Source organism: uncultured Lacinutrix sp. (assembly GCF_947500325.1).
GTDB lineage: Bacteria > Bacteroidota > Bacteroidia > Flavobacteriales > Flavobacteriaceae > Lacinutrix.
This window is the reverse complement of the sequence record NZ_CANMRQ010000005.1, coordinates 55,254-73,968: the sequence shown is the minus strand read 5'-3', so window position 1 is coordinate 73,968 and position 18,715 is coordinate 55,254. Positions and strand designations below refer to the sequence as shown.

The window sequence follows — 18,715 nt, the reverse complement described above, 5'->3', positions numbered from 1 at the left end:
AAAATGAAAACGATTAAAATTTCTCTTTTAACACTTGTGTTAATTTTTTCAGTAACATTATCATTTGCTCAAAAGTTAGCACTGGCTAATGAAACGGGTAAGTTTGGATATATAAATACATCTGGAGAATGGCACATTGAACCTCAGTTTAAAGTTGCTAAAAATTTCTCTGAGGATATGGCACAAGCTTCAATTAATGGGAAAAAATGGGGATATATTAATAGAAAAGGAGAATGGGTAATAGAACCTAAATTTAAAAAAACTAAAGCCTTTAATTCAGGAATAGCAATAGTTGCAGATGATGATGGTTGGATGTATATAAATAAAAAAGGAGAAAGAGTGTTTTCTAAACTTAATATCGAGAAATTTTATGATTTTTCTGAAGGTTTGGCTCCATATAGACAAGGTAAATTAGTAGGATTTATAGATACTAATGGAGAAATTATAGTAGAACCAAAGTATATTAAAGCTTTTGATTTTTTAAATGGTTATTCTAAAGTAAGAGTAGGAGATAAATGGGGGCTTATTGATAAAACTGGGGCATATTTTGTTAAGCCTGAATATGATGGTGTTAGTAAAGTTTACAATAGTAATAAAGTAGTAACGGCTAAGAAAGGAGAACAAAACGGTCTAATTATCAATAATGAGTTTAAAGTTATTGAAGGCGCAGAAAAAATATGGAATTTTTCAATAAATTCAGATTTAACGTATGCTAAAAAAGGAGGGAAAATTGGGTTTATAAATTCTAAAGGAGAATGGGTGATTAAACCAAAATATGATAAAGCGAGGGCTTTTAGAAATGGTTTGGCTCCAGTTTTTGCGAATAAAAGTTGGGGATATATTGACAATAATGGAGAAACTATAATTCCTATTCAATATAGAGACGCAGAAATATTTAGTGTTGATGGACTAGCGCCTGTAAAATCAGAAAAATTTTGGGGTTTCATGGATAAAAATGGAGAAATGGTAATTGATGAGAAGTATGATATAACGGCTGGTGGGTTTTCAATTTTTAAAAAGAATAACGAAAAAGGTTTTGTTAATGGTTTAGCAAGAGTAAAGTATAAAAAATCTTGGGGGTTTATTAACAAAGAAGGAAAACTGCTTAAAAATATGTGGTTTAAAAATTTAGAATTATTTTATTAATGAAGTGCGTATTAGTAACTGGAGGATCTAGAGGAATAGGAAAAGCTATTTGTTCTCAATTAGCAAAAGATTCAGAGTATCATATTTTAATAAATTATAACAGTAATGAAGATGAGGCTAAAAATACTTTAAAAGAAGTAGAGGCTGCCGGAAATACTGGAGAAATTATGCAATTTAATGTTAGTGATGCTAATGATGTGAAAACAAAATTAGACACTTGGCAAGAAGAAAATAAAGATGCAATCATAGAGGTTGTTGTTAACAACGCAGGAATTACAAAAGATGGTTTGTTTATGTGGATGCCACAAGAAGATTGGCAAAGTGTAATTAATACCTCTTTAAATGGCTTCTTTAATGTAACGAATCATCTTATTCAGAAGATGTTGCGTAATCGTTATGGAAGAATAATTAGTATAGCTTCAGTTTCTGGAGTAAAAGGAACTCCTGGTCAGACTAATTACTCAGCAGCAAAAGGGGCAATAGTAGCTGCTACTAAAGCTTTGTCTCAAGAAGTTGCAAAACGTAATATAACTGTAAATGCTGTAGCTCCAGGTTTTATTAAGTCTGACATGACTGCAGATTTAGATGAGAAAGAACTTAAAAAACTTGTGCCAGCTAATCGCTTTGGTGAGGCACAAGAAGTTGCAGATTTGGTATCATTTTTGGTATCTAAGAAAGCATCATACATCACCGGAGAGGTGATAAATATTAATGGAGGTATATACTCTTAATTAATTACGCTATTTAATTTATATGAGAAGAGTAGTAGTCACAGGAATGGGAATTTATTCTTGTATTGGCGAGAACTTAGAAGAAGTTAAAACGTCACTATACAATGGTAAATCAGGAATTGTTTACGATGAAGATCGTAATGAGTTTGGTTATCGTTCACCATTAACTGGTAGTGTTAATGAACCAGATTTAAAAAAAGTTTTATCTAGAAGGCAACGTGCAAGTTTAAGCCAAGAAGGTGCTTTTGCTTATGTTGCTACACAACAAGCTTTAGATCAAGCAAAAATATCTCAAGATTATTTAGATAAAAATGAGGTTGGTATTCTTTATGGTAATGATAGTACTGCTAAAGAGGTCATGGTTGCTATAGATAAAGTTAGAATAAAAAAAGACACTACACTTGTAGGTTCTGGAGCTATATTTAAGACAATGAATTCTACGGTAACAATGAACTTGTCAACACTATTTAAACTTAAAGGTGTTAATTTTACTATAAGTGCAGCTTGTGCTAGTGGGTCGCATTCTATTGGTGTTGCTTTTAATTTAATAAAAGCTGGGATGCAGGATTGTGTTATATGCGGTGGAGCTCAGGAGATTAATAAGTATGCTATGGCTAGTTTTGATGGTTTGGGAGTTTTTGCGATGGATACAGAAAACCCAGAAAAGGCATCGAAACCTTTTGATAAAAATAGAGATGGTTTGGTTCCAAGTGGAGGTGCGGCAACCCTAATTGTAGAAAGTTATGAGTCAGCAAAAAAACGAGGAGCTACTATATTAGCAGAAATTATAGGTTATGGATTTTCATCAAATGGCGAACATATTTCAACACCAAATGTAGATGGACCATCTAGAGCAATGAAAAAAGCTATTGCGCAAGCAAATATAAAACCATCTGTTATAGAATATGTTAATGCTCATGCTACTTCAACACCAGTTGGAGATGGGAATGAAGCAAAAGCTATAACTAATGTTTTTGGTGAAAAAGGGCCATATGTTAGTTCTACCAAATCAATGACAGGTCACGAATGTTGGATGGCGGGAGCAAGTGAAGTAGTATATTCTATACTAATGATGCAAAACAATTTTATTGCGCCAAATATAAATTTAGAGGAACCAGATGAAGACTCAGCTAAATTAAATTTAGTAAGTAAAACGTTAGATAAAAAATTTGACGTATTTTTGTCAAACTCTTTTGGATTTGGTGGAACAAATTCAGCCCTAGTAATTAAAAAATTTATTAAAGAAAATGATTAAAGAAGATATTGTTGATAAGATTAACCTATTCCTTATCGATGAATTTGAGGTAGATGAGAATGATATTGCTCCAGAAGCTAATTTAAAAGAAACTTTAGAATTAGATAGTTTGGATTTTGTCGATCTTGTAGTTGCCGTTGAATCAAGCTTTGGCGTTAAATTAGTAGCGCAAGACTTCGTTAATGTTATTACACTTCAAGATTTCTATAATTTAATAGAAAACAAATTAAAATAGACTAATTAATAGTAATGGCTACTCAGTGGAAAGGTAAGTCCAGAGGAACAGTTTTTGGGTACAAAATTTTTGTATTTTTCATGAAAACTTTCGGACTTGGTTCTGCCTACTTTATCCTTTACTTTGTTGCTTTTTATTTTTGCTTCTTTGCTCTTGAGAGTACTAAGGCTAGCTATTATTACTTTAGAAATAGGCATAAGAATTCCGTATTTAAAGCGATACTAAACATTTACAGGAGTTATTATGTTTTTGGCCAAACTATTTTAGATAAAGTAGCTATTTCTTCAGGTATGAGAAACAGATTTACTTATGATTTCGATGGAGTAGATTTGATAAAAGAGGTTTTGAAACAAAAAAGAGGTGGTATTTTAATTAGTGCTCATTTAGGAAACTTTGAAATTGCCGAACATTTCTTTGGTGAGCTTGAAGAAAAAGCATCAATTAGCTTATTAACTACAGATACAGAGCATACTGCTATTAAAGAGTATTTAGATAGTGTTACAAATAAACCCAATGTTAATCTTATTTTAATTCAAGAAGATTTATCTCATATATTTGAAATTAATGCAGCATTAACAAGAAACGAAATTGTTTGTATCACAGGAGATCGTTATTATGATGGCTCTAAATTTTTAAAAGAAAACCTTTTAGGAGAAACAGCTAAATTTCCTGCCGGGCCATTTATGTTGGCATCACGATTAAAAGTACCTGTGCTTTTCGTTTATGTTATGAAAGAAACAAGCAAACATTACCATTTATATGCGCGTCAAGCTCAAGTTAAACATAGAGATGCTCAAGGATTACTTAAAGAATATACAATGAGTGTAACCTCTATGTTAAAAGCGTATCCTTTACAATGGTTTAATTATTTTGATTTTTGGAGAAAAGATGATAATTAAAGTAGCTTTTTAAGCAGCTTAAATAGTTCCAGTCACTATAAAGTTTGTATCTTTTCAAACTAATTGAAATATTATATTTTAGTGAAAAACATTTTAGTTATATATTATTCTCAGTCAGGTCAACTAACTGAAATTCTTAACAATATTACATCTGCATTTAACCAAAAAGAAATAACAATTGATTACCATAAAATTGAAATGGAACAACCATTTCCTTTTCCGTGGACAAAGAATCAATTCTTTAATGTTTTCCCTGAGACCTTTAAACAAATACCAAGTAAAGTAAAACCAGTTTCCCAAGACATTTTAGATAAGGAATACGATTTGGTTATTTTAGGCTATCCAATATGGTATTTAACGCCAGCATTACCAACGACTTCCTTTTTAAGTACAACTGATGCCGATAAGTTGTTAAAAAACAAGCCAGTAATTACAGTTATAGGTTGTAGGAATATGTGGATAATGGCGCAAGAAAAACTTAAGAAAAAACTTGTAGAACTCAATGCTAAATTAGTAGGGAATATTGTTTTAGCAGATAGACATATAAATCACATAAGCGTTATAACTATTGTAGATTGGATGTTTACTGGCGTAAAAAGAAAAAAGTTCGGTATTTTTCCAAAACCAGGAGTCTCTCAAAAAGATATCGATGAAGCTGTAAAATTTGGGCCTATAATAGAGAAACATGTATTACAAAATGACTATAATAATCTTCAAAATAACTTATTAGAAAAAGAAGCAGTAAAAATTAAGCCTTTTTTAATTATCGCAGATAAACGAGGGAATTTAATTTTTTCGAAATGGGCAGATTTAATTAAAGCTAAAGGTGAAAAATCTATTACTTCACGTAATTTTTGGCTTATTTTTTTTAAATATTACTTATTATTTGCTATTTGGATTATTGCACCAATAGTTTTTATCTTATTTTTGTTGACTTATGTGTTTTCTATCCATAAAATAAAAAAGGATAAAGAGTATTATTCATCAGTAAAAAATACCTACTAACAAGGAATGAAAGAAGTATATATTAATAAAATATCAAAGTTTTTACCTAATAAACCTGTGACTAATGATGAAATGGAAAAAAAATTAGGTTTTATAAATGGAAAAACTTCAAAAGGAAGACGTGTAGTACTTAGACAAAATAAAATAAAAACAAGATATTATGCCATTGACGATAATGGTAATATTTCCCACAATAATGCGCAATTAGCAACAGAAGCTATTAAGGGATTATGTGATGCTAACTTTAAAGCTGAAAATATTGAACTTTTGTCATGTGGAACATCTAGTCCAGACCAAATATTACCATCACATGCAGCAATGGTTCATGGGTTTTTAAAGAATGGTAATATTGAAATTAATTCACCTTCTGGGGCTTGTTGTTCTGGTATGAACGCGTTAAAATATGGTTACATGTCTGTGAAATCTGAGCAAACGAAAAACGCTGTATGTACAGGTTCAGAGCGTACCTCGTCTTGGATGATGTCTAATACATTTGAAGATGAAATTCAACATTTAAAAACTCTAGAAGAGAATCCAATTTTAGCTTTTAATAAAGATTTCTTACGCTGGATGTTGTCTGATGGTGCTGGTGCATTCTTATTAGAAAATGAACCAAAAGGGGAACATTCATTAAAGATTGAATGGATGGAAGGTTATTCATACGCGCATGAAATGGAACCCTGTATGTATGCAGGTAGCGAAAAATTAGAAGATGGCTTTTTAAAATCATGGAGCGAGTATTCATCTGATCAATGGAGTAAAAAATCAATATTTGCTGCAAAACAAGATGTAAAACTTTTAGACGAAAATATTTTGGAAAAAGGAGTCGATAGTTTGAAATTGGCCCTTGAAAAACACAATATAAAGCCAGAAGCTATTAATTATTATTTACCACATCTTTCTTCATACTATTTTGAAGATAAATTTTTTAATGTAATGTTAGAAAAAGGAATTAATATCCCAAAAGATAATTGGTTTATGAATTTAAGCGAAGTTGGTAATATAGGTTCAGCTTCAATTTATGTTATGTTAGAAGAATTAGCTAATTCTGGAAAACTCAAAAAAGGAGATAATATATTATTAGCAGTGCCAGAAAGCGCTCGTTTTTCTTATATGCATGCACTTTTAACTGTTTGCTAATATGTCTAACCTATTACCTATACAGGATATATCAAGTTTAATTCCTCAAAAAGTACCATTTGTAATGGTCGATACTTTGTTAGAATTTTCAAGCGAAAATATTAAATCTAGTTTTACTATAAAGGAAACAAATCTTTTTGTTGAAAAAGATACTTTTTTAGAACCTGGTTTAATTGAAAACATGGCACAAACTGTAGCGCTACATACAGGGTATGATTTTTTTTTAAAAGGTGAACAAGCACCAACAGGTTACATTGGCTCAATAAAAAAAGCAGAAGTATTCAAACTTCCAAAATGCAATGAGGTAATTAAAACTGAAGCTAAAATATTACATGAATTCATGGGAGTTACTATGGTTGAGACTATAGTACGCAATTCAAGAAAAGAAATTATTGCACAAGCACAAATGAAAACTGTTATCGTTGAAAATGCATAATATTAAATCACTAGATATCTCAAAATTTTTGCCGCATAGAGCTCCTTTTCTTATGGTTGATAGTTTGTTAGCATTAAATGATGACCATGTGTCTACACAGTTTTATGTAAAAGAAGATTGTATTTTTTTAGATAAAAATGGAGAATTTAGTGAAATAGGCTTAATTGAAAATGCAGCGCAAACTTGTTCTGCAATTGTTGGAAAAAGCTATTTTGAAGCGGATGACTTAGAAGGAGAAGGCACTAAATTAATAGGCTTTATTAGTGGTATTAAAAAAGTGAAAATAAATAATTTTCCAAAAGTAGGACAAACAATTATTTCTAATGCAAATTTAAAGTCTAGGTTTGATGCAGACCATTATAGTATATGCACTTTAGAATGTAGAATAAAAGTTCAAGATTTAGAATTATTATCTTGTGAAATGAATTTGTTTATTCAAGAAATAACAGAAGAGCCAAGTAAATAAAAAAGATTAAAAGTCAACACATGTGACCTTTAAAGTTAATAAAAATGACACATGAGAAATAGTGAAGTACCTCAAGATAAAAGTAGTTTAAAAGGAGCAAAAGAGCTTTGTTATGCTGTTGATGAGAATGGTGACTATACTACTGTAAATTCAACAGGTTGGGATCCAAAAACAATTGCTTTAAATAATGCAATTACAGATATTAATGAACGTATTGAAATAGCTAAACAACGTGTTTTAAAAAATGAAACAAGTCCAATAGAATATTATATGGAAGTTAATAAAATGGACCTAAATATTTTAGCTAGCTATGTAGGTTTATGGAAATGGAGAGTAAAACGCCATTTTAAACCTAAAGTTTTTAATAAATTGTCAAATAAAATATTGCAAAAATATGCAGATGTTTTTGAAGTTAGTATTTCTAAATTAAAAGATATAACAAATGGAAATAAATCATAAAAACACTAAGGTTACTAAAATTATGATAGATTTATTGCATTTGACCTCTAAAAAAATAAAAACAACAAATGGAAATTAAATTTACGCATCATCAATCTGCACATTGCGAAAATGGTGTGATTTCAAATTTAATGAAGCATAATGGTTTTGATATTAGTGAACCAATGGCTTTTGGTATTGGTAGTGGGTTGTTATTTTGTTACATCCCTTTTTTAATGGTAAACCATGCGCCAGCATTTACTTATCGTTCAATGCCTGGCACTATTTTTAAACGCTTTGCAAAGCGTACAGGAATAAAAATTAAGCGTCAAAAATTTAAAAACCCTAAAGAAGCAAAAGCTGTTTTAGATAGAAATTTAGAAAATGATAATCCAGTAGGATTACAAGTAGGTGTTTTTAATCTTGTTTATTTTCCAGACGAGTATCGTTTTCATTTCAATGCACACAATTTAGTAGTTTATGGTAAAAAAGAAGATACTTATTTAATAAGTGATCCCGTTATGGAAACCGTAACAACGCTTACAGATAAAGAATTAGAGAAAGTAAGATATGCTAAAGGCGCATTTGCTCCTAAAGGTCATATGTATTACCCTATAGATTTTCCAAAGGAATTAGAACTAGAAAAAGCTATAATAAAAGGTATTAAGCATACTTGTAGAGATATGTTAGCGCCAATGCCAATTATTGGAGTTAATGGTATTAAATATACAGCAAAACTGATACGAAAGTGGCCAAAAAAGAAAGGGGTGAAAAAAGCTAATCATTATTTAGGGCAAATTGTGAGAATGCAAGAAGAAATAGGTACTGGCGGTGGTGGATTTAGATACATTTTTGCAGCATTTCTTCAAGAAGCAAGTAAGGTCATTAAAAACGAAAAGTTATCTGAATTATCTAAAGAAATGACTCAAATTGGAGATGCTTGGAGAGATTTTGCTGTCGATGCATCAAGAATTTATAGAAATAGAAGCGCAAAAAACGATGCGTATAATGATATTGCAACGCAGCTAGAAGTTATTGCAAATAAAGAAAAGATATTCTTTAATAAATTAAAGAAAGCTATTTAAAAGATTACCGATTACTCGGAAAATAAATATGATTAAAATTGAGCAAATTTCTAAAAAATATAAAGATGCAGAAAAATTTTCTGTCTCTAACTTAGACTTGCTCATTGAAGAGAAAGAAATATTTGGTCTCTTAGGTCCTAATGGTGCAGGGAAAACAACTTTAATTTCATTATTATGCTCATTAATAAAACCGACATCTGGAAGTTTTACTATTAAGGGATTAAATTATAAAAAGAATAAAAAAGAACTAAAACAATTAATTGGTATTGTACCTCAAGAATATGCACTATATCCTACATTAACGGCTTTCGAAAATCTAAAATATTTTGGAAGTATGTATGGTTTAAAAGGTAAGGAGCTAACTTCTAAAATTAATGAAGCTTTAGAAACGTTAGGCCTTTTAGAGTTTGCGCACAAAAAAATAAGCTCTTTCTCTGGTGGAATGAAACGGCGTATTAATTTAATTGCAAGTATTCTTCACGAACCAAAAATTTTGTTCTTAGATGAACCAACTGTAGGAGTAGATGTACAATCTAAAAATGTTATAATAAAGTACCTTCAAGATATAAATAGTCGTGGTACTACAATAATTTATACGTCTCATCATTTAAATGAAGCAGAACATTTTTGTACAAGAGTTGCAATTATAGATCATGGTAAAATTATTTCTAAAGGAGAACCTAAAGCTTTAATAGCTGCAGAAAAAAAAGCAAATAATTTAGAAGATGTATTTATCGAATTAACAGGAAAAGACCTAAGAGATTATGCATAAGTTTTTAGCATCAACATACAAGGAATTTACTTTGTTAATAAGAGATTTTGGTGGTATCGTTATTTTATTCGTAATGCCATTAGTCTTAATTATTACGATCACTTTAATTCAAGATAGTTCGTTTAAAACAATTAGTGATACAAAAATTCCAATTTTAATAGTTGATAATGATAAAGGTGATGTTTCTAAATCAATAATTAATGGAATGCAAGATTCTAGTGCTTTCGAAATTATAGAAGAAGCAGAAGAAGCTATTGCAAAAGAAAAAGTTTTTAAAGGAAAGTATCAATTAGCGATAGTTATACCAAGGAATCTTTCTAAGGATTTAGCATTAAAAGTTAATCAAAATGTTGAAGGTATTATTGCCAAGTTTACTATGGAAGATGAAGTTGCTAGCGAAAAAACGGTAATTGAAAAAAAAGAAGTGCGTTTATATTTTGATCCAGCGACTCAGTTAACATTTAAAAGTTCAGTAAAAAACGGAATAGATAAGATGATTTCAAAAATTGAAACAGAATCTATATATAAAGCGTTTCAATCACAAATATCAGACGACCCTAACGAATCTATTTTTGAAACAGAAAATTTCATCAATTTTAAAGAAGTCTCATTAAAAAAAGAGGGGCAAGATATTTTGCCCAATTCGGTACAGCATAATGTACCAGCTTGGACATTGTTTGCTATTTTCTTTGTTATCGTTCCATTATCTATAAATGTAGTTCAAGAAAAAAATCAAGGCACATTTGTTCGCTTACGCACTAATCCAGTGTCTTATGCAACAGTTTTAGCAGGGAAAACAGCTGTATATTTAGTGGTATGTATTATTCAATTTATATTAATGTTACTTATAGGTGTTTATTTATTTCCATCAATAGGATTACCAACATTAGATATTTCTGGTAAACTACCATTATTATTTGTAGTTGCTTTCTTTGCAGGTTTAGCCGCTATAGGTTTAGGCTTGTTATTAGGAACTGTAGCAAAAACACATGAGCAATCTGCTCCATTTGGAGCTACTTTTGTTGTTATCTTAGCGGCAATTGGTGGTGTTTGGATTCCCGTTTTTGCTATGCCAAAATTCATGCAAATTTTATCTAATATTTCACCAATGAATTGGGGTTTAAATGCCTTTTACGATGTATTTTTACGAAATGGTTCTTTATTAGATATTTTACCAGAGATTGGTTTGTTATTTCTATTTTTTATCGCCACAACCACAATTGCTATAGTTTATAATGAAAAAAAATATGCCGTCTAAAATACAAGAAATATCACATACAAGTGAGATTAGAATTCGTTTCGCAGAGACAGATCCTTTAGGTATAGTATGGCATGGAAATTATATTCAATATTTCGAAGATGGTCGTGAAGCTTTTGGTCGTGCACATGGTATTTCATACTTAGATCAAAAAAATAAAGGTTATACTACACCCATTGTAAAAACAAACACAGAGCATAAATTGCCATTACATTATGGAGATGTAGCAACTATAAAAACAACATTTGTTAATTCAAGTGCAGCAAAGATGATTTTTAAATATCAGATTTTTAATGGTAAAAATCAATTGGTATGTGAAGGATCAACAACACAAGTATTTGTGTCTCATGTAGGAGAGAAAATGGACGAAGGAGAATTACAACTTGTAGCTCCAGAGTTTTTTATGAATTGGAAAGCTAAGGTAGGATTGTTAGATGAATAACGTATACGTATCATATAATAATATTATCTCTTCACTTGGTTTTGATAGCGAAACTGTAGTAAAAGCTATTCATGAAGAAAAAACGGGACTTAAGTTAGTAGATGATAAATCTATTTTACCTAATGATTTTTATACCTCTTTAATAGATAGAAATAAATTACAGACTGCTTTCCCTAAATTAAAAGATGTAGATTATTATACGCATTTAGAGCAAATGATGATTACATCATTAAATAAAGTAATCAAAGCGTCAAAGGTGAAATTAGATGATCGTGTAGGATTAATAATCTCAACAACAAAAGGGAATATAGATGTTTTAGATGCTAATTCTCCTTTCGAAAAAAAACGATCATACTTAAGTGCTTTAGGAAAAACTATTCAAGATTTTTTTAATTTAAAAAACGAAGCTGTTTTAGTATCTAACGCCTGTGTATCTGGAGTGTTGTCTCTAGCAATTGCAAAACGTTATATTCAACAAGAAAAATATGACCATGTATTTGTTGTTGGTGGAGATATAGTCACAGCTTTTATATTATCTGGGTTTAATTCGTTTCAAGCATTGAGTGATAAGCCATGTAAGCCGTTTGATAAAAATAGAACTGGTATAAACATAGGAGAAGTTGCAACAAGTGTTTTAGTTACAAATGATAAAACTAAATTATCAAAAGATGCTGTAGAGATATTGGGTGAAAGTTCATGCAATGATGCAAACCATATTTCTGGTCCATCAAGAACAGGCGAAGGTTTGTATAGAAGTGTTAATTTAGCTATAAGACAGGCAGGAATTAATGTTAATGATATAGATTATATCTCTGCGCATGGTACTGCAACTTTGTTTAATGATGAAATGGAATCTATTGCATTTAATAGAGTAGGATTAGGTGATGTTCCATTACATAGTTTAAAAGGCTATTTTGGCCATACACTTGGCGCATCGGGTTTGTTAGAAACTATTGTAGGAATGCATTCTTTGCACAATAATACGCTTTATGCCTCTTTAGGATTTGAAGAATTAGGAGTATCGCAACCTCTTAATGTTATAAAGAATACAACAAAAAAAACATTAAATACATTTATAAAAACAGCGTCTGGATTTGGAGGTTGTAATACAGCAGTTGTATTTAAAAAAAATATAGAATAAAGATATGTCAGATACTACAGTAAAAGCAATAGATGCTATACAAGAAGCCCAGAAAATTGCATTCGCACCTTTTGTTTTTCAAGCCACAGTTGCATTAAGAAAGTTAGGAGTACTTGATCTTATCTTTGAGCGCAGAAAAAAAGGAGGTATTTCTTTAAAAGAATTGTCAGAAAAGTTATCAATTAGTGAATATGGAATAGGCGTTTTGTTAGAAATAGCAGAAAGTTCTAATGTTGTTTCAATACATGAAGATGATAAATTTCAATTAACTACTACAGGTTATTTTTTAGCCTATAATGAAACAGTAAATGTAAATATTAACTTTACTAACGAAGTTTGTTATAAAGGCTTATTTCATTTAGTGGAGGCTGTAAAAACTGGTAAACCTGAAGGTTTAAAAGAGCTTGGTCAGTGGGAAACTATTTATGAAGGTTTATCTCAGTTAGAGCCAGAAGCTCAGAAATCTTGGTTTGATTTTGATCATCATTATTCTGATGATATATTTAAAGAAGCATTAGATATTCTTTTTAAAAAAGAACGAAAGTCAATTTTTGATATTGGGGCTAATACTGGAAAATTCACGATTCAAGCTTGTAATTATAACGATCAAGTAAAGATGACTATGATTGACCTTCCAGGACAATTAAATAAAGCAATTACAAATGTCAAAAATAAAGGCTTTCAAGATAGAGTAAACAGTCATGAAATTAATTGGCTTTCAGAAAATCCACAAATTCCTAAAGGAGCAGAAACAATTTGGATGTGTCAATTTTTAGATTGCTTTTCTAAAAGTGAAATTCTAAAAGTACTTAAAACTTGTGTTGGTTCTATGGATGAAAATTCAGAATTAATAATAGTAGAAACATTTACAGACAGACAAAAGTTTGATAATGCTAAATTTATTCTTGAAGCAACATCAATATACTTTACAGCACTTGCTAATGGTAATTCTAAGATGTATAAAGCAACCGAATTTAAAGATATCGCAGCTGAAGCAGGATTACTAATTAAAGAAGATATTGCAGTTGGAGAATACCATACAATGTTTGTGTTTAATAAAAACTAGATAATGGATAATAGTTTTTACATAAAATCTCATTGTCGTATTAAGAATAGCAAAATTAGTCTTAATACTGTAGAAGTATTTGAAAGAGAAACTAAAGATTTTATAGAATTTATAAAAGCAGCTTATAAATCGTTAGACACTAAATATCCTAAGTTTTTTAAAATGGATAGATTAAGTAAACTAGCTTTTATAGCAGCAGATGTTTTACTTAAAAATGAAAACTTAAATCCTGAAATAGAACAAGATATAGCAGTAGTTTTATCTAATAAAGCATCAAGCTTAGATACAGATAGAAAACACCAAAAGGCAATTCAAGATAAAGAAAACTACTATCCAAGTCCAGCAGTTTTTGTATACACACTTCCAAATATATGTATTGGTGAGATAAGTATAAAATATAAGCTGTATTCTGAGAATAGTTTTTTTATCTTTGACAGCTTAAATGCAGAACATTTATCAATCTATTCTAATAGTCTATTAGAAACTAATAAAGCTAAAGAAGTGCTTTGTGGTTGGGTAGAGTTAGATGGTGATAATTACGATGCTTTTTTGTATTTAGTTTCAACTAAAGGCAAAATAGAACATACAAAACAAAATATTGACAAACTATACAAATTATAATATGGACGCTTTAAAATTAGAATTAAAAGAAAACATTATCGAGCAATTAAACTTGGAAGATATGACTGCAGATGATATTGCAAATGATGATATTCTTTTTGGTGATGGTTTAGGCTTAGATTCTATTGATGCATTAGAATTAATAGTAATGTTAGATAAAAACTATGGGATTAAACTAGCAGACCCAAAGGAAGGTCGTGCTATTTTTGAATCTATTGATACTATGGCTGCTTATATTGCAGAGAATAGAAGTAAGTAAAATCCCTGTGAAAATAGGTGCCTCTTCGTTAATTGAGTTTGAAGAGATAATATTAAAATAAGATTCCTGTTTTTGCAGGAATATATTATGAGTAAAGGAGTAGCAATAACTGGAATGGGAATAATTTCTGCCATTGGGAACAATGTAGCAGAAAACTATCAATCGCTTATAGATGGTAAAAAAGGTATCACTAGAGTTGAAAAAATTGATACTATTCACAAAGATGTTATTATGGTTGGTGAGATTGATATTACTAACGAAGCTTTTGAAAAGAAGTTAGGACTTGCAAAAGATAATAATTACTCAAGAACTGCATTTTTAGGAGCAGTAGCAGCTAAACAAGCTATTGCAGATGCAGGAATTACTAATATTAATAAGTACAAAACAGGCTTAATATCTGCAACTAGTGTTGGAGGTATGGATAGAACTGAAACACATTACTACAACTATTTAACAGAAGCGGAACCAAGAAAATATATAGATGGTCATCATGCTGGAGATTCTTCTCAGAAAATTGCTGAGCAACTAGGTATAGAAAAATCTTTAGTTACTACTATAAGTACTGCATGTTCATCTGCTGCAAACGCCATTATGTTTGGTGCTAGATTAATTAAATCTGGACAATTAGATCGAGTGGTAGTTGGTGGAACAGATTGTATGTCTAAATTCACTATCAATGGTTTTAAAACCTTGATGATTTTATCTGATACGTATAATACGCCTTTTGATGAAAACCGTAAAGGGTTAAATTTAGGAGAAGCTGCAGCATTTTTAGTTTTAGAATCTGATGCTGTCGTAAAAGCAGAAAATAAAACTGTATTAGCTTATGTCAAAGGTTACGCTAATGCAAATGATGCACATCATCAAACAGCATCTTCAGATCATGGAGATGGAGCAACTCTAGCTATGGAAAAAGCATTAAAAGTTGCGGGTTTAGAACCAAAAGATATAGATTATATTAATGCTCATGGTACAGCTACGGGCAACAATGATTTATCTGAAGGTAGAGCAATTATAAGAGTTTTTGGAGATAATGTGCCAGATTTTAGTTCTACTAAAGCATACACAGGGCATACTTTAGCAGCTGCTGGCGGAATTGAAGCAGTATATTCTGTTTTAGCATTGCAAAACAATATTATTTATCCTAATCTGAATTTTAAAACACAGATGAAGGAATTTAATATAACGCCTCAATTAACCTTAAAGGAAAAGCATTTAGATGTTATTATGTCTAATTCTTTTGGATTTGGAGGCAATTGTTCAACTGTTATTTTTTCTAAAGAAGCCTAATGAAAAAAGTATATATCAACAGCGTTTGCGCTATTACTCCTCAAAAAACATTTGATAACACTCAGTTTTTAGAAGAATTAATTGAGTATGATGCAAATGTTATTAATGTGGTAAACCCTGTTTATAAAGATTTTATTCCGCCAGCTGCAGCTCGCCGTATGGCAAAAGGAATAAAAATGGGAGTAGTTGCTTCAAAATTGGCTTTAAAAGAATCTGGTTTAGAAAATGTAGATGCGATTATAACAGGAACGGGAATGGGATGCGTTCGAGATTCTGAAAAATTTGTAAGCGCAATTATAGATAATGATGAGCAATTTTTAACGCCAACAGCTTTTATACAATCAACACATAATACAGTTGGCGGTCAAATAGCTTTAGAGTTAGGTTGTAAAGGTTATAATTTTACTTATGTACATTCTGGTATTTCGTTTGAATCGGCTTTGTTAGATGCAAAAATGCAGTTAGAATTAGACGAAGCCAAAGCTATTTTGGTTGGAGGCGTAGATGAACTTGGAGATCATACTGTAGCTATTCATAAGTTGGTAAACCATATTAAATCAGAAAATATAAATTCTAATGCATTACTAGAAAGTAAAACCCAGGGTTGTGTATTTGGAGAAGGCGCTGGTTTTTTTGTTTTAAAAAATGAAAAGCAAGAGTCATCTTATGCAGAAGTTGTTGCTTTAAATACTTATAATACTTTAGATGAAGAATCTGTAAATGAAGAAGCAATACGATTCTTAGAAGAAAACAATATTGAGGCATCTTCTATTGATGCTATTATTTTAGGAAATAATGGAGATGTTAATTTCGATGGATATTACAATAAATTAACGTCCAAAACCTTTAAAGATATTCAGCAAATATATTACAAACATATAAGTGGTGAATTTAATACAGCGTCATCATTTGGTTTATGGTTAGGTGCTAGAATTATAAAATCTCAAATACTGCCAGAAGCTGTAAAACTAAATATAACAGAAACTTCAAAGTTTAAAACTATATTATTATACAACCAATATCGTGGAAAAAACCATAGTTTCACAATATTGAAACAATGCTAAAAAAGAAAATAGATATATTCTTTTTAACCGTTTTAATTGGCGGTACTATATTGTTTTTTGTTGATGGTTTTCCTATTTATGTGCTTTTAATTTGGTTAGTGTTTTGGCTAATTATTACTGCACTAGGATCTTTTAATATTGATTGGAATTATCATTTAAAGTCATTAAACTCAAATAAGAATATAAAAAATAATCAAGTAGCTATTACTTTCGATGATGGACCAAATGAAGAGTATACATCACTGGTTTTAGAACTTCTTAAAAAATATAATGCTAAAGCAACTTTTTTTTGCATTGGTAATAAAATTGAAAAATACCCAGAACTATTTAATGTTATTATTTCTCAAGGGCATACAGTAGGTAATCACACCTATTCTCATGCTAAAGGATTTGGTTTTTTTAGTACGAAACAAGTGCTTTCCGAATTAAGTAAAACAAACAGTATTGTAAAACAAAACTGTGGTTTAGAAATGAAGCTCTATCGTCCAGCTTTTGGAGTTACAAACCCGCAAATAGGTAGAGCGATAAAAAAACTTAATATGCAAAGCATAGGTTGGAATAATCGTTCGTTTGACACTTCTATTTTATCTGCAGATTTCATCATTCAAAAGATTACTAGAAAACTTCAAAAAGGAGATATTATTTTGTTACACGATAGCAGTACAAAAACATTAGTGGTTTTGGAACAGTTATTGCTATTTTTGCATGAACGAAATATAGAGTCTGTTACAATTGATACACTCTTAGATATTAAAGCCTATGCGTAATCTGTTTTTTATTTTCTTTTTATCTGTTTTTGCTATACAGGCACAAACAAAAATGGATCCTGTTAATGCCAAAGCATTACAATCTAAAGTGAAAGCATTGTCTAAAACGTCGCAAACCATTACTAGTGATTTTATACAATACAAGCATTTGGATTTTTTAAATAATGATATAAAAACCTCTGGGAAATTATCATTTAAAGCTCCAGATTTGGTAAAATGGGAATATGTAGACCCTTTTTCTTATGCTATAGTTTTTAAGGAAGAAAAACTCTATATTAATGATAATGGGAATAAAAGTAAAATAGATATTGGGTCTAACAAAATGTTTAAACAGCTTAATGGTTTAATAATAGCAAGTGTTAAAGGTGATATGTTTGATGATAATGCTTTCAATATTACATATTATGTTGATGGAAAAAATAGTTTAGTTCATTTTAATCCAAAGGAAGAAAAAATGGCAAAATATATTAAATCATTTCATATAACTTTTAATGCTAAAGGAGATGTAGTTGAAGTGAAAATGATTGAACCCTCAGACGATTATACAAAAATTGTTTTTAGTAATAAAGTACTAAACAAAACACTTCCAAATGAGGTATTTGCTCATTAGTATTTCGTTTATTTTATTGTTTTCATGTGGTTCTTATACCAAGAAGTATAATTTAGAATCTGTAGACATTAAAAACTCTGTCATACAAAATCCTTATTTTTCGAGTTTAGATAAAGACTATGTGTATAAAGCTAATATTGAAGTCTATGATAATACGTTTGGAGGTCTTTTTATAGTAAAAAAGATTTCTAAAGTAGAACATCGTATTGTGTTTACTACAGAAATGGGTAATAAACTGTTCGATTTTTCATATAAAGAAAGCGATTTTAAGGTAAACTCAATTTTAGAAGCTTTAGATAGAAAAATATTAATCAATATTTTAGAAAAAGATTTTCGAGTGTTAATTACTGAAAATTTAAATACTATAGAAGAATATGCAACTAATAACAACTCTGTTTATAAAACTATTTTAAACAAGAAGCCACATTATTACTATAAAAAGGAGTATTTAAATAAAATTATAAATGCAAAAGGAGGAAAAGAGAAAATCATCTTTACGTTTTCAGAAATTAGTGATAATATTGCAAAAAAAATAGAAATAAAACATAATAATATAAAACTTAAAATCAATCTTAAATCAATCAATTAA

Annotated in this window: 23 protein-coding genes; all 23 read left to right on the top strand. The window is 30.1% G+C overall.

Annotated features, from left to right (window positions below; all coding sequences use genetic code 11):
* Positions 1 to 3: 3 nt before the first annotated feature.
* Complete coding sequence (locus tag Q0997_RS08325; protein WP_299887309.1) at positions 4 to 1,146, top strand: WG repeat-containing protein; 1,143 nt, start codon at positions 4 to 6, stop codon at positions 1,144 to 1,146.
* Entirely contained in the window at positions 1,146 to 1,877 is a 732-nt protein-coding gene (gene fabG, locus Q0997_RS08320; protein WP_299887307.1) for a 3-oxoacyl-ACP reductase FabG, read from the top strand. Before Q0997_RS08325 ends, fabG begins: the two co-directional genes overlap by 1 nt.
* A 22-nt stretch (positions 1,878 to 1,899) precedes the next feature.
* Complete coding sequence (locus tag Q0997_RS08315) at positions 1,900 to 3,132, top strand: beta-ketoacyl synthase (RefSeq protein WP_299887304.1); 1,233 nt, start codon at positions 1,900 to 1,902, stop codon at positions 3,130 to 3,132.
* Positions 3,125 to 3,367, top strand: coding sequence for a phosphopantetheine-binding protein (locus tag Q0997_RS08310; protein WP_299887301.1), 243 nt, complete (start codon positions 3,125 to 3,127; stop codon positions 3,365 to 3,367). Before Q0997_RS08315 ends, Q0997_RS08310 begins: the two co-directional genes overlap by 8 nt.
* A gap of 14 nt (positions 3,368 to 3,381) precedes the next feature.
* Positions 3,382 to 4,266: a lipid A biosynthesis acyltransferase gene (locus Q0997_RS08305; RefSeq protein WP_299887298.1), complete on the top strand. Its 885-nt coding sequence runs from the start codon at positions 3,382 to 3,384 to the stop codon at positions 4,264 to 4,266.
* An 81-nt stretch (positions 4,267 to 4,347) separates the two neighbouring features.
* Complete coding sequence (locus Q0997_RS08300) at positions 4,348 to 5,271, top strand: dialkylrecorsinol condensing enzyme DarA (protein ID WP_299887295.1); 924 nt, start codon at positions 4,348 to 4,350, stop codon at positions 5,269 to 5,271.
* A 6-nt stretch (positions 5,272 to 5,277) separates the two neighbouring features.
* Entirely contained in the window at positions 5,278 to 6,411 is a 1,134-nt protein-coding gene (locus Q0997_RS08295) for a beta-ketoacyl-ACP synthase III (RefSeq protein ID WP_299887292.1), read from the top strand.
* Between the two features lies 1 nt (position 6,412).
* A complete protein-coding gene (locus Q0997_RS08290; protein ID WP_299887289.1) occupies positions 6,413 to 6,847 on the top strand; it encodes a hypothetical protein in 435 nt (144 codons plus the stop codon).
* Positions 6,840 to 7,313, top strand: a complete 474-nt coding sequence (locus Q0997_RS08285; protein ID WP_299887286.1) for an ABC transporter permease — start codon at positions 6,840 to 6,842, stop codon at positions 7,311 to 7,313. Before Q0997_RS08290 ends, Q0997_RS08285 begins: the two co-directional genes overlap by 8 nt.
* Before the next feature lie 51 nt (positions 7,314 to 7,364).
* Positions 7,365 to 7,772, top strand: coding sequence for a hypothetical protein (locus Q0997_RS08280; protein WP_299887284.1), 408 nt, complete (start codon positions 7,365 to 7,367; stop codon positions 7,770 to 7,772).
* A gap of 68 nt (positions 7,773 to 7,840) precedes the next feature.
* Positions 7,841 to 8,836 (top strand): BtrH N-terminal domain-containing protein, encoded by a 996-nt coding sequence (locus tag Q0997_RS08275; protein ID WP_299887281.1) that lies wholly within the window; start codon positions 7,841 to 7,843, stop codon positions 8,834 to 8,836.
* A gap of 28 nt (positions 8,837 to 8,864) precedes the next feature.
* Positions 8,865 to 9,608, top strand: a complete 744-nt coding sequence (locus Q0997_RS08270) for an ABC transporter ATP-binding protein (RefSeq protein WP_299887278.1) — start codon at positions 8,865 to 8,867, stop codon at positions 9,606 to 9,608.
* Positions 9,601 to 10,866, top strand: coding sequence for an ABC transporter permease (locus Q0997_RS08265; protein WP_299887275.1), 1,266 nt, complete (start codon positions 9,601 to 9,603; stop codon positions 10,864 to 10,866). The genes Q0997_RS08270 and Q0997_RS08265 overlap by 8 nt, the downstream gene beginning before the upstream one ends.
* Positions 10,844 to 11,308, top strand: a complete 465-nt coding sequence (locus tag Q0997_RS08260; protein ID WP_299887272.1) for a thioesterase family protein — start codon at positions 10,844 to 10,846, stop codon at positions 11,306 to 11,308. The genes Q0997_RS08265 and Q0997_RS08260 overlap by 23 nt, the downstream gene beginning before the upstream one ends.
* A complete protein-coding gene (locus tag Q0997_RS08255; RefSeq protein ID WP_299887269.1) occupies positions 11,301 to 12,449 on the top strand; it encodes a beta-ketoacyl synthase N-terminal-like domain-containing protein in 1,149 nt (382 codons plus the stop codon). Before Q0997_RS08260 ends, Q0997_RS08255 begins: the two co-directional genes overlap by 8 nt.
* Positions 12,450 to 12,453: 4 nt before the next feature.
* A complete protein-coding gene (locus tag Q0997_RS08250; RefSeq protein WP_299887266.1) occupies positions 12,454 to 13,515 on the top strand; it encodes a methyltransferase in 1,062 nt (353 codons plus the stop codon).
* Positions 13,516 to 13,518: 3 nt separating this feature from the next.
* Positions 13,519 to 14,136, top strand: coding sequence for a 3-oxoacyl-ACP synthase (locus tag Q0997_RS08245; protein ID WP_299887263.1), 618 nt, complete (start codon positions 13,519 to 13,521; stop codon positions 14,134 to 14,136).
* Position 14,137: 1 nt separating this feature from the next.
* Positions 14,138 to 14,395, top strand: coding sequence for a phosphopantetheine-binding protein (locus Q0997_RS08240; protein ID WP_299887260.1), 258 nt, complete (start codon positions 14,138 to 14,140; stop codon positions 14,393 to 14,395).
* Between the two features lie 87 nt (positions 14,396 to 14,482).
* Entirely contained in the window at positions 14,483 to 15,685 is a 1,203-nt protein-coding gene (locus Q0997_RS08235; protein ID WP_299887256.1) for a beta-ketoacyl synthase, read from the top strand.
* Complete coding sequence (locus tag Q0997_RS08230) at positions 15,685 to 16,749, top strand: beta-ketoacyl synthase N-terminal-like domain-containing protein (protein WP_299887254.1); 1,065 nt, start codon at positions 15,685 to 15,687, stop codon at positions 16,747 to 16,749. The genes Q0997_RS08235 and Q0997_RS08230 overlap by 1 nt, the downstream gene beginning before the upstream one ends.
* Positions 16,743 to 17,516 carry a polysaccharide deacetylase family protein gene (locus tag Q0997_RS08225; RefSeq protein ID WP_299887251.1) on the top strand — a complete coding sequence of 258 codons (774 nt, stop codon included), beginning with the start codon at positions 16,743 to 16,745 and terminating at the stop codon, positions 17,514 to 17,516. The genes Q0997_RS08230 and Q0997_RS08225 overlap by 7 nt, the downstream gene beginning before the upstream one ends.
* Positions 17,509 to 18,126, top strand: coding sequence for an outer membrane lipoprotein carrier protein LolA (locus tag Q0997_RS08220; RefSeq protein WP_299887248.1), 618 nt, complete (start codon positions 17,509 to 17,511; stop codon positions 18,124 to 18,126). The genes Q0997_RS08225 and Q0997_RS08220 overlap by 8 nt, the downstream gene beginning before the upstream one ends.
* Positions 18,107 to 18,715, top strand: a complete 609-nt coding sequence (locus Q0997_RS08215) for a hypothetical protein (RefSeq protein WP_299887245.1) — start codon at positions 18,107 to 18,109, stop codon at positions 18,713 to 18,715. The genes Q0997_RS08220 and Q0997_RS08215 overlap by 20 nt, the downstream gene beginning before the upstream one ends.

What these genes read in the sequence shown, in the direction of transcription:
- Q0997_RS08325 (WP_299887309.1), top strand. Translation starts at nt 4, where the DNA reads ATGAAAACGATTAAAATTTCTCTTTTAACACTTGTGTTAATTTTTTCA.
- fabG (WP_299887307.1), top strand. Translation starts at nt 1,146, where the DNA reads ATGAAGTGCGTATTAGTAACTGGAGGATCTAGAGGAATAGGAAAAGCT.
- Q0997_RS08315 (WP_299887304.1), top strand. Translation starts at nt 1,900, where the DNA reads ATGAGAAGAGTAGTAGTCACAGGAATGGGAATTTATTCTTGTATTGGC.
- Q0997_RS08310 (WP_299887301.1), top strand. Translation starts at nt 3,125, where the DNA reads ATGATTAAAGAAGATATTGTTGATAAGATTAACCTATTCCTTATCGAT.
- Q0997_RS08305 (WP_299887298.1), top strand. Translation starts at nt 3,382, where the DNA reads ATGGCTACTCAGTGGAAAGGTAAGTCCAGAGGAACAGTTTTTGGGTAC.
- Q0997_RS08295 (WP_299887292.1), top strand. Translation starts at nt 5,278, where the DNA reads ATGAAAGAAGTATATATTAATAAAATATCAAAGTTTTTACCTAATAAA.
- Q0997_RS08290 (WP_299887289.1), top strand. Translation starts at nt 6,413, where the DNA reads ATGTCTAACCTATTACCTATACAGGATATATCAAGTTTAATTCCTCAA.
- Q0997_RS08285 (WP_299887286.1), top strand. Translation starts at nt 6,840, where the DNA reads ATGCATAATATTAAATCACTAGATATCTCAAAATTTTTGCCGCATAGA.
- Q0997_RS08280 (WP_299887284.1), top strand. Translation starts at nt 7,365, where the DNA reads ATGAGAAATAGTGAAGTACCTCAAGATAAAAGTAGTTTAAAAGGAGCA.
- Q0997_RS08275 (WP_299887281.1), top strand. Translation starts at nt 7,841, where the DNA reads ATGGAAATTAAATTTACGCATCATCAATCTGCACATTGCGAAAATGGT.
- Q0997_RS08270 (WP_299887278.1), top strand. Translation starts at nt 8,865, where the DNA reads ATGATTAAAATTGAGCAAATTTCTAAAAAATATAAAGATGCAGAAAAA.
- Q0997_RS08265 (WP_299887275.1), top strand. Translation starts at nt 9,601, where the DNA reads ATGCATAAGTTTTTAGCATCAACATACAAGGAATTTACTTTGTTAATA.
- Q0997_RS08260 (WP_299887272.1), top strand. Translation starts at nt 10,844, where the DNA reads ATGAAAAAAAATATGCCGTCTAAAATACAAGAAATATCACATACAAGT.
- Q0997_RS08255 (WP_299887269.1), top strand. Translation starts at nt 11,301, where the DNA reads ATGAATAACGTATACGTATCATATAATAATATTATCTCTTCACTTGGT.
- Q0997_RS08250 (WP_299887266.1), top strand. Translation starts at nt 12,454, where the DNA reads ATGTCAGATACTACAGTAAAAGCAATAGATGCTATACAAGAAGCCCAG.
- Q0997_RS08245 (WP_299887263.1), top strand. Translation starts at nt 13,519, where the DNA reads ATGGATAATAGTTTTTACATAAAATCTCATTGTCGTATTAAGAATAGC.
- Q0997_RS08240 (WP_299887260.1), top strand. Translation starts at nt 14,138, where the DNA reads ATGGACGCTTTAAAATTAGAATTAAAAGAAAACATTATCGAGCAATTA.
- Q0997_RS08235 (WP_299887256.1), top strand. Translation starts at nt 14,483, where the DNA reads ATGAGTAAAGGAGTAGCAATAACTGGAATGGGAATAATTTCTGCCATT.
- Q0997_RS08230 (WP_299887254.1), top strand. Translation starts at nt 15,685, where the DNA reads ATGAAAAAAGTATATATCAACAGCGTTTGCGCTATTACTCCTCAAAAA.
- Q0997_RS08225 (WP_299887251.1), top strand. Translation starts at nt 16,743, where the DNA reads ATGCTAAAAAAGAAAATAGATATATTCTTTTTAACCGTTTTAATTGGC.
- Q0997_RS08220 (WP_299887248.1), top strand. Translation starts at nt 17,509, where the DNA reads ATGCGTAATCTGTTTTTTATTTTCTTTTTATCTGTTTTTGCTATACAG.
- Q0997_RS08215 (WP_299887245.1), top strand. Translation starts at nt 18,107, where the DNA reads ATGAGGTATTTGCTCATTAGTATTTCGTTTATTTTATTGTTTTCATGT.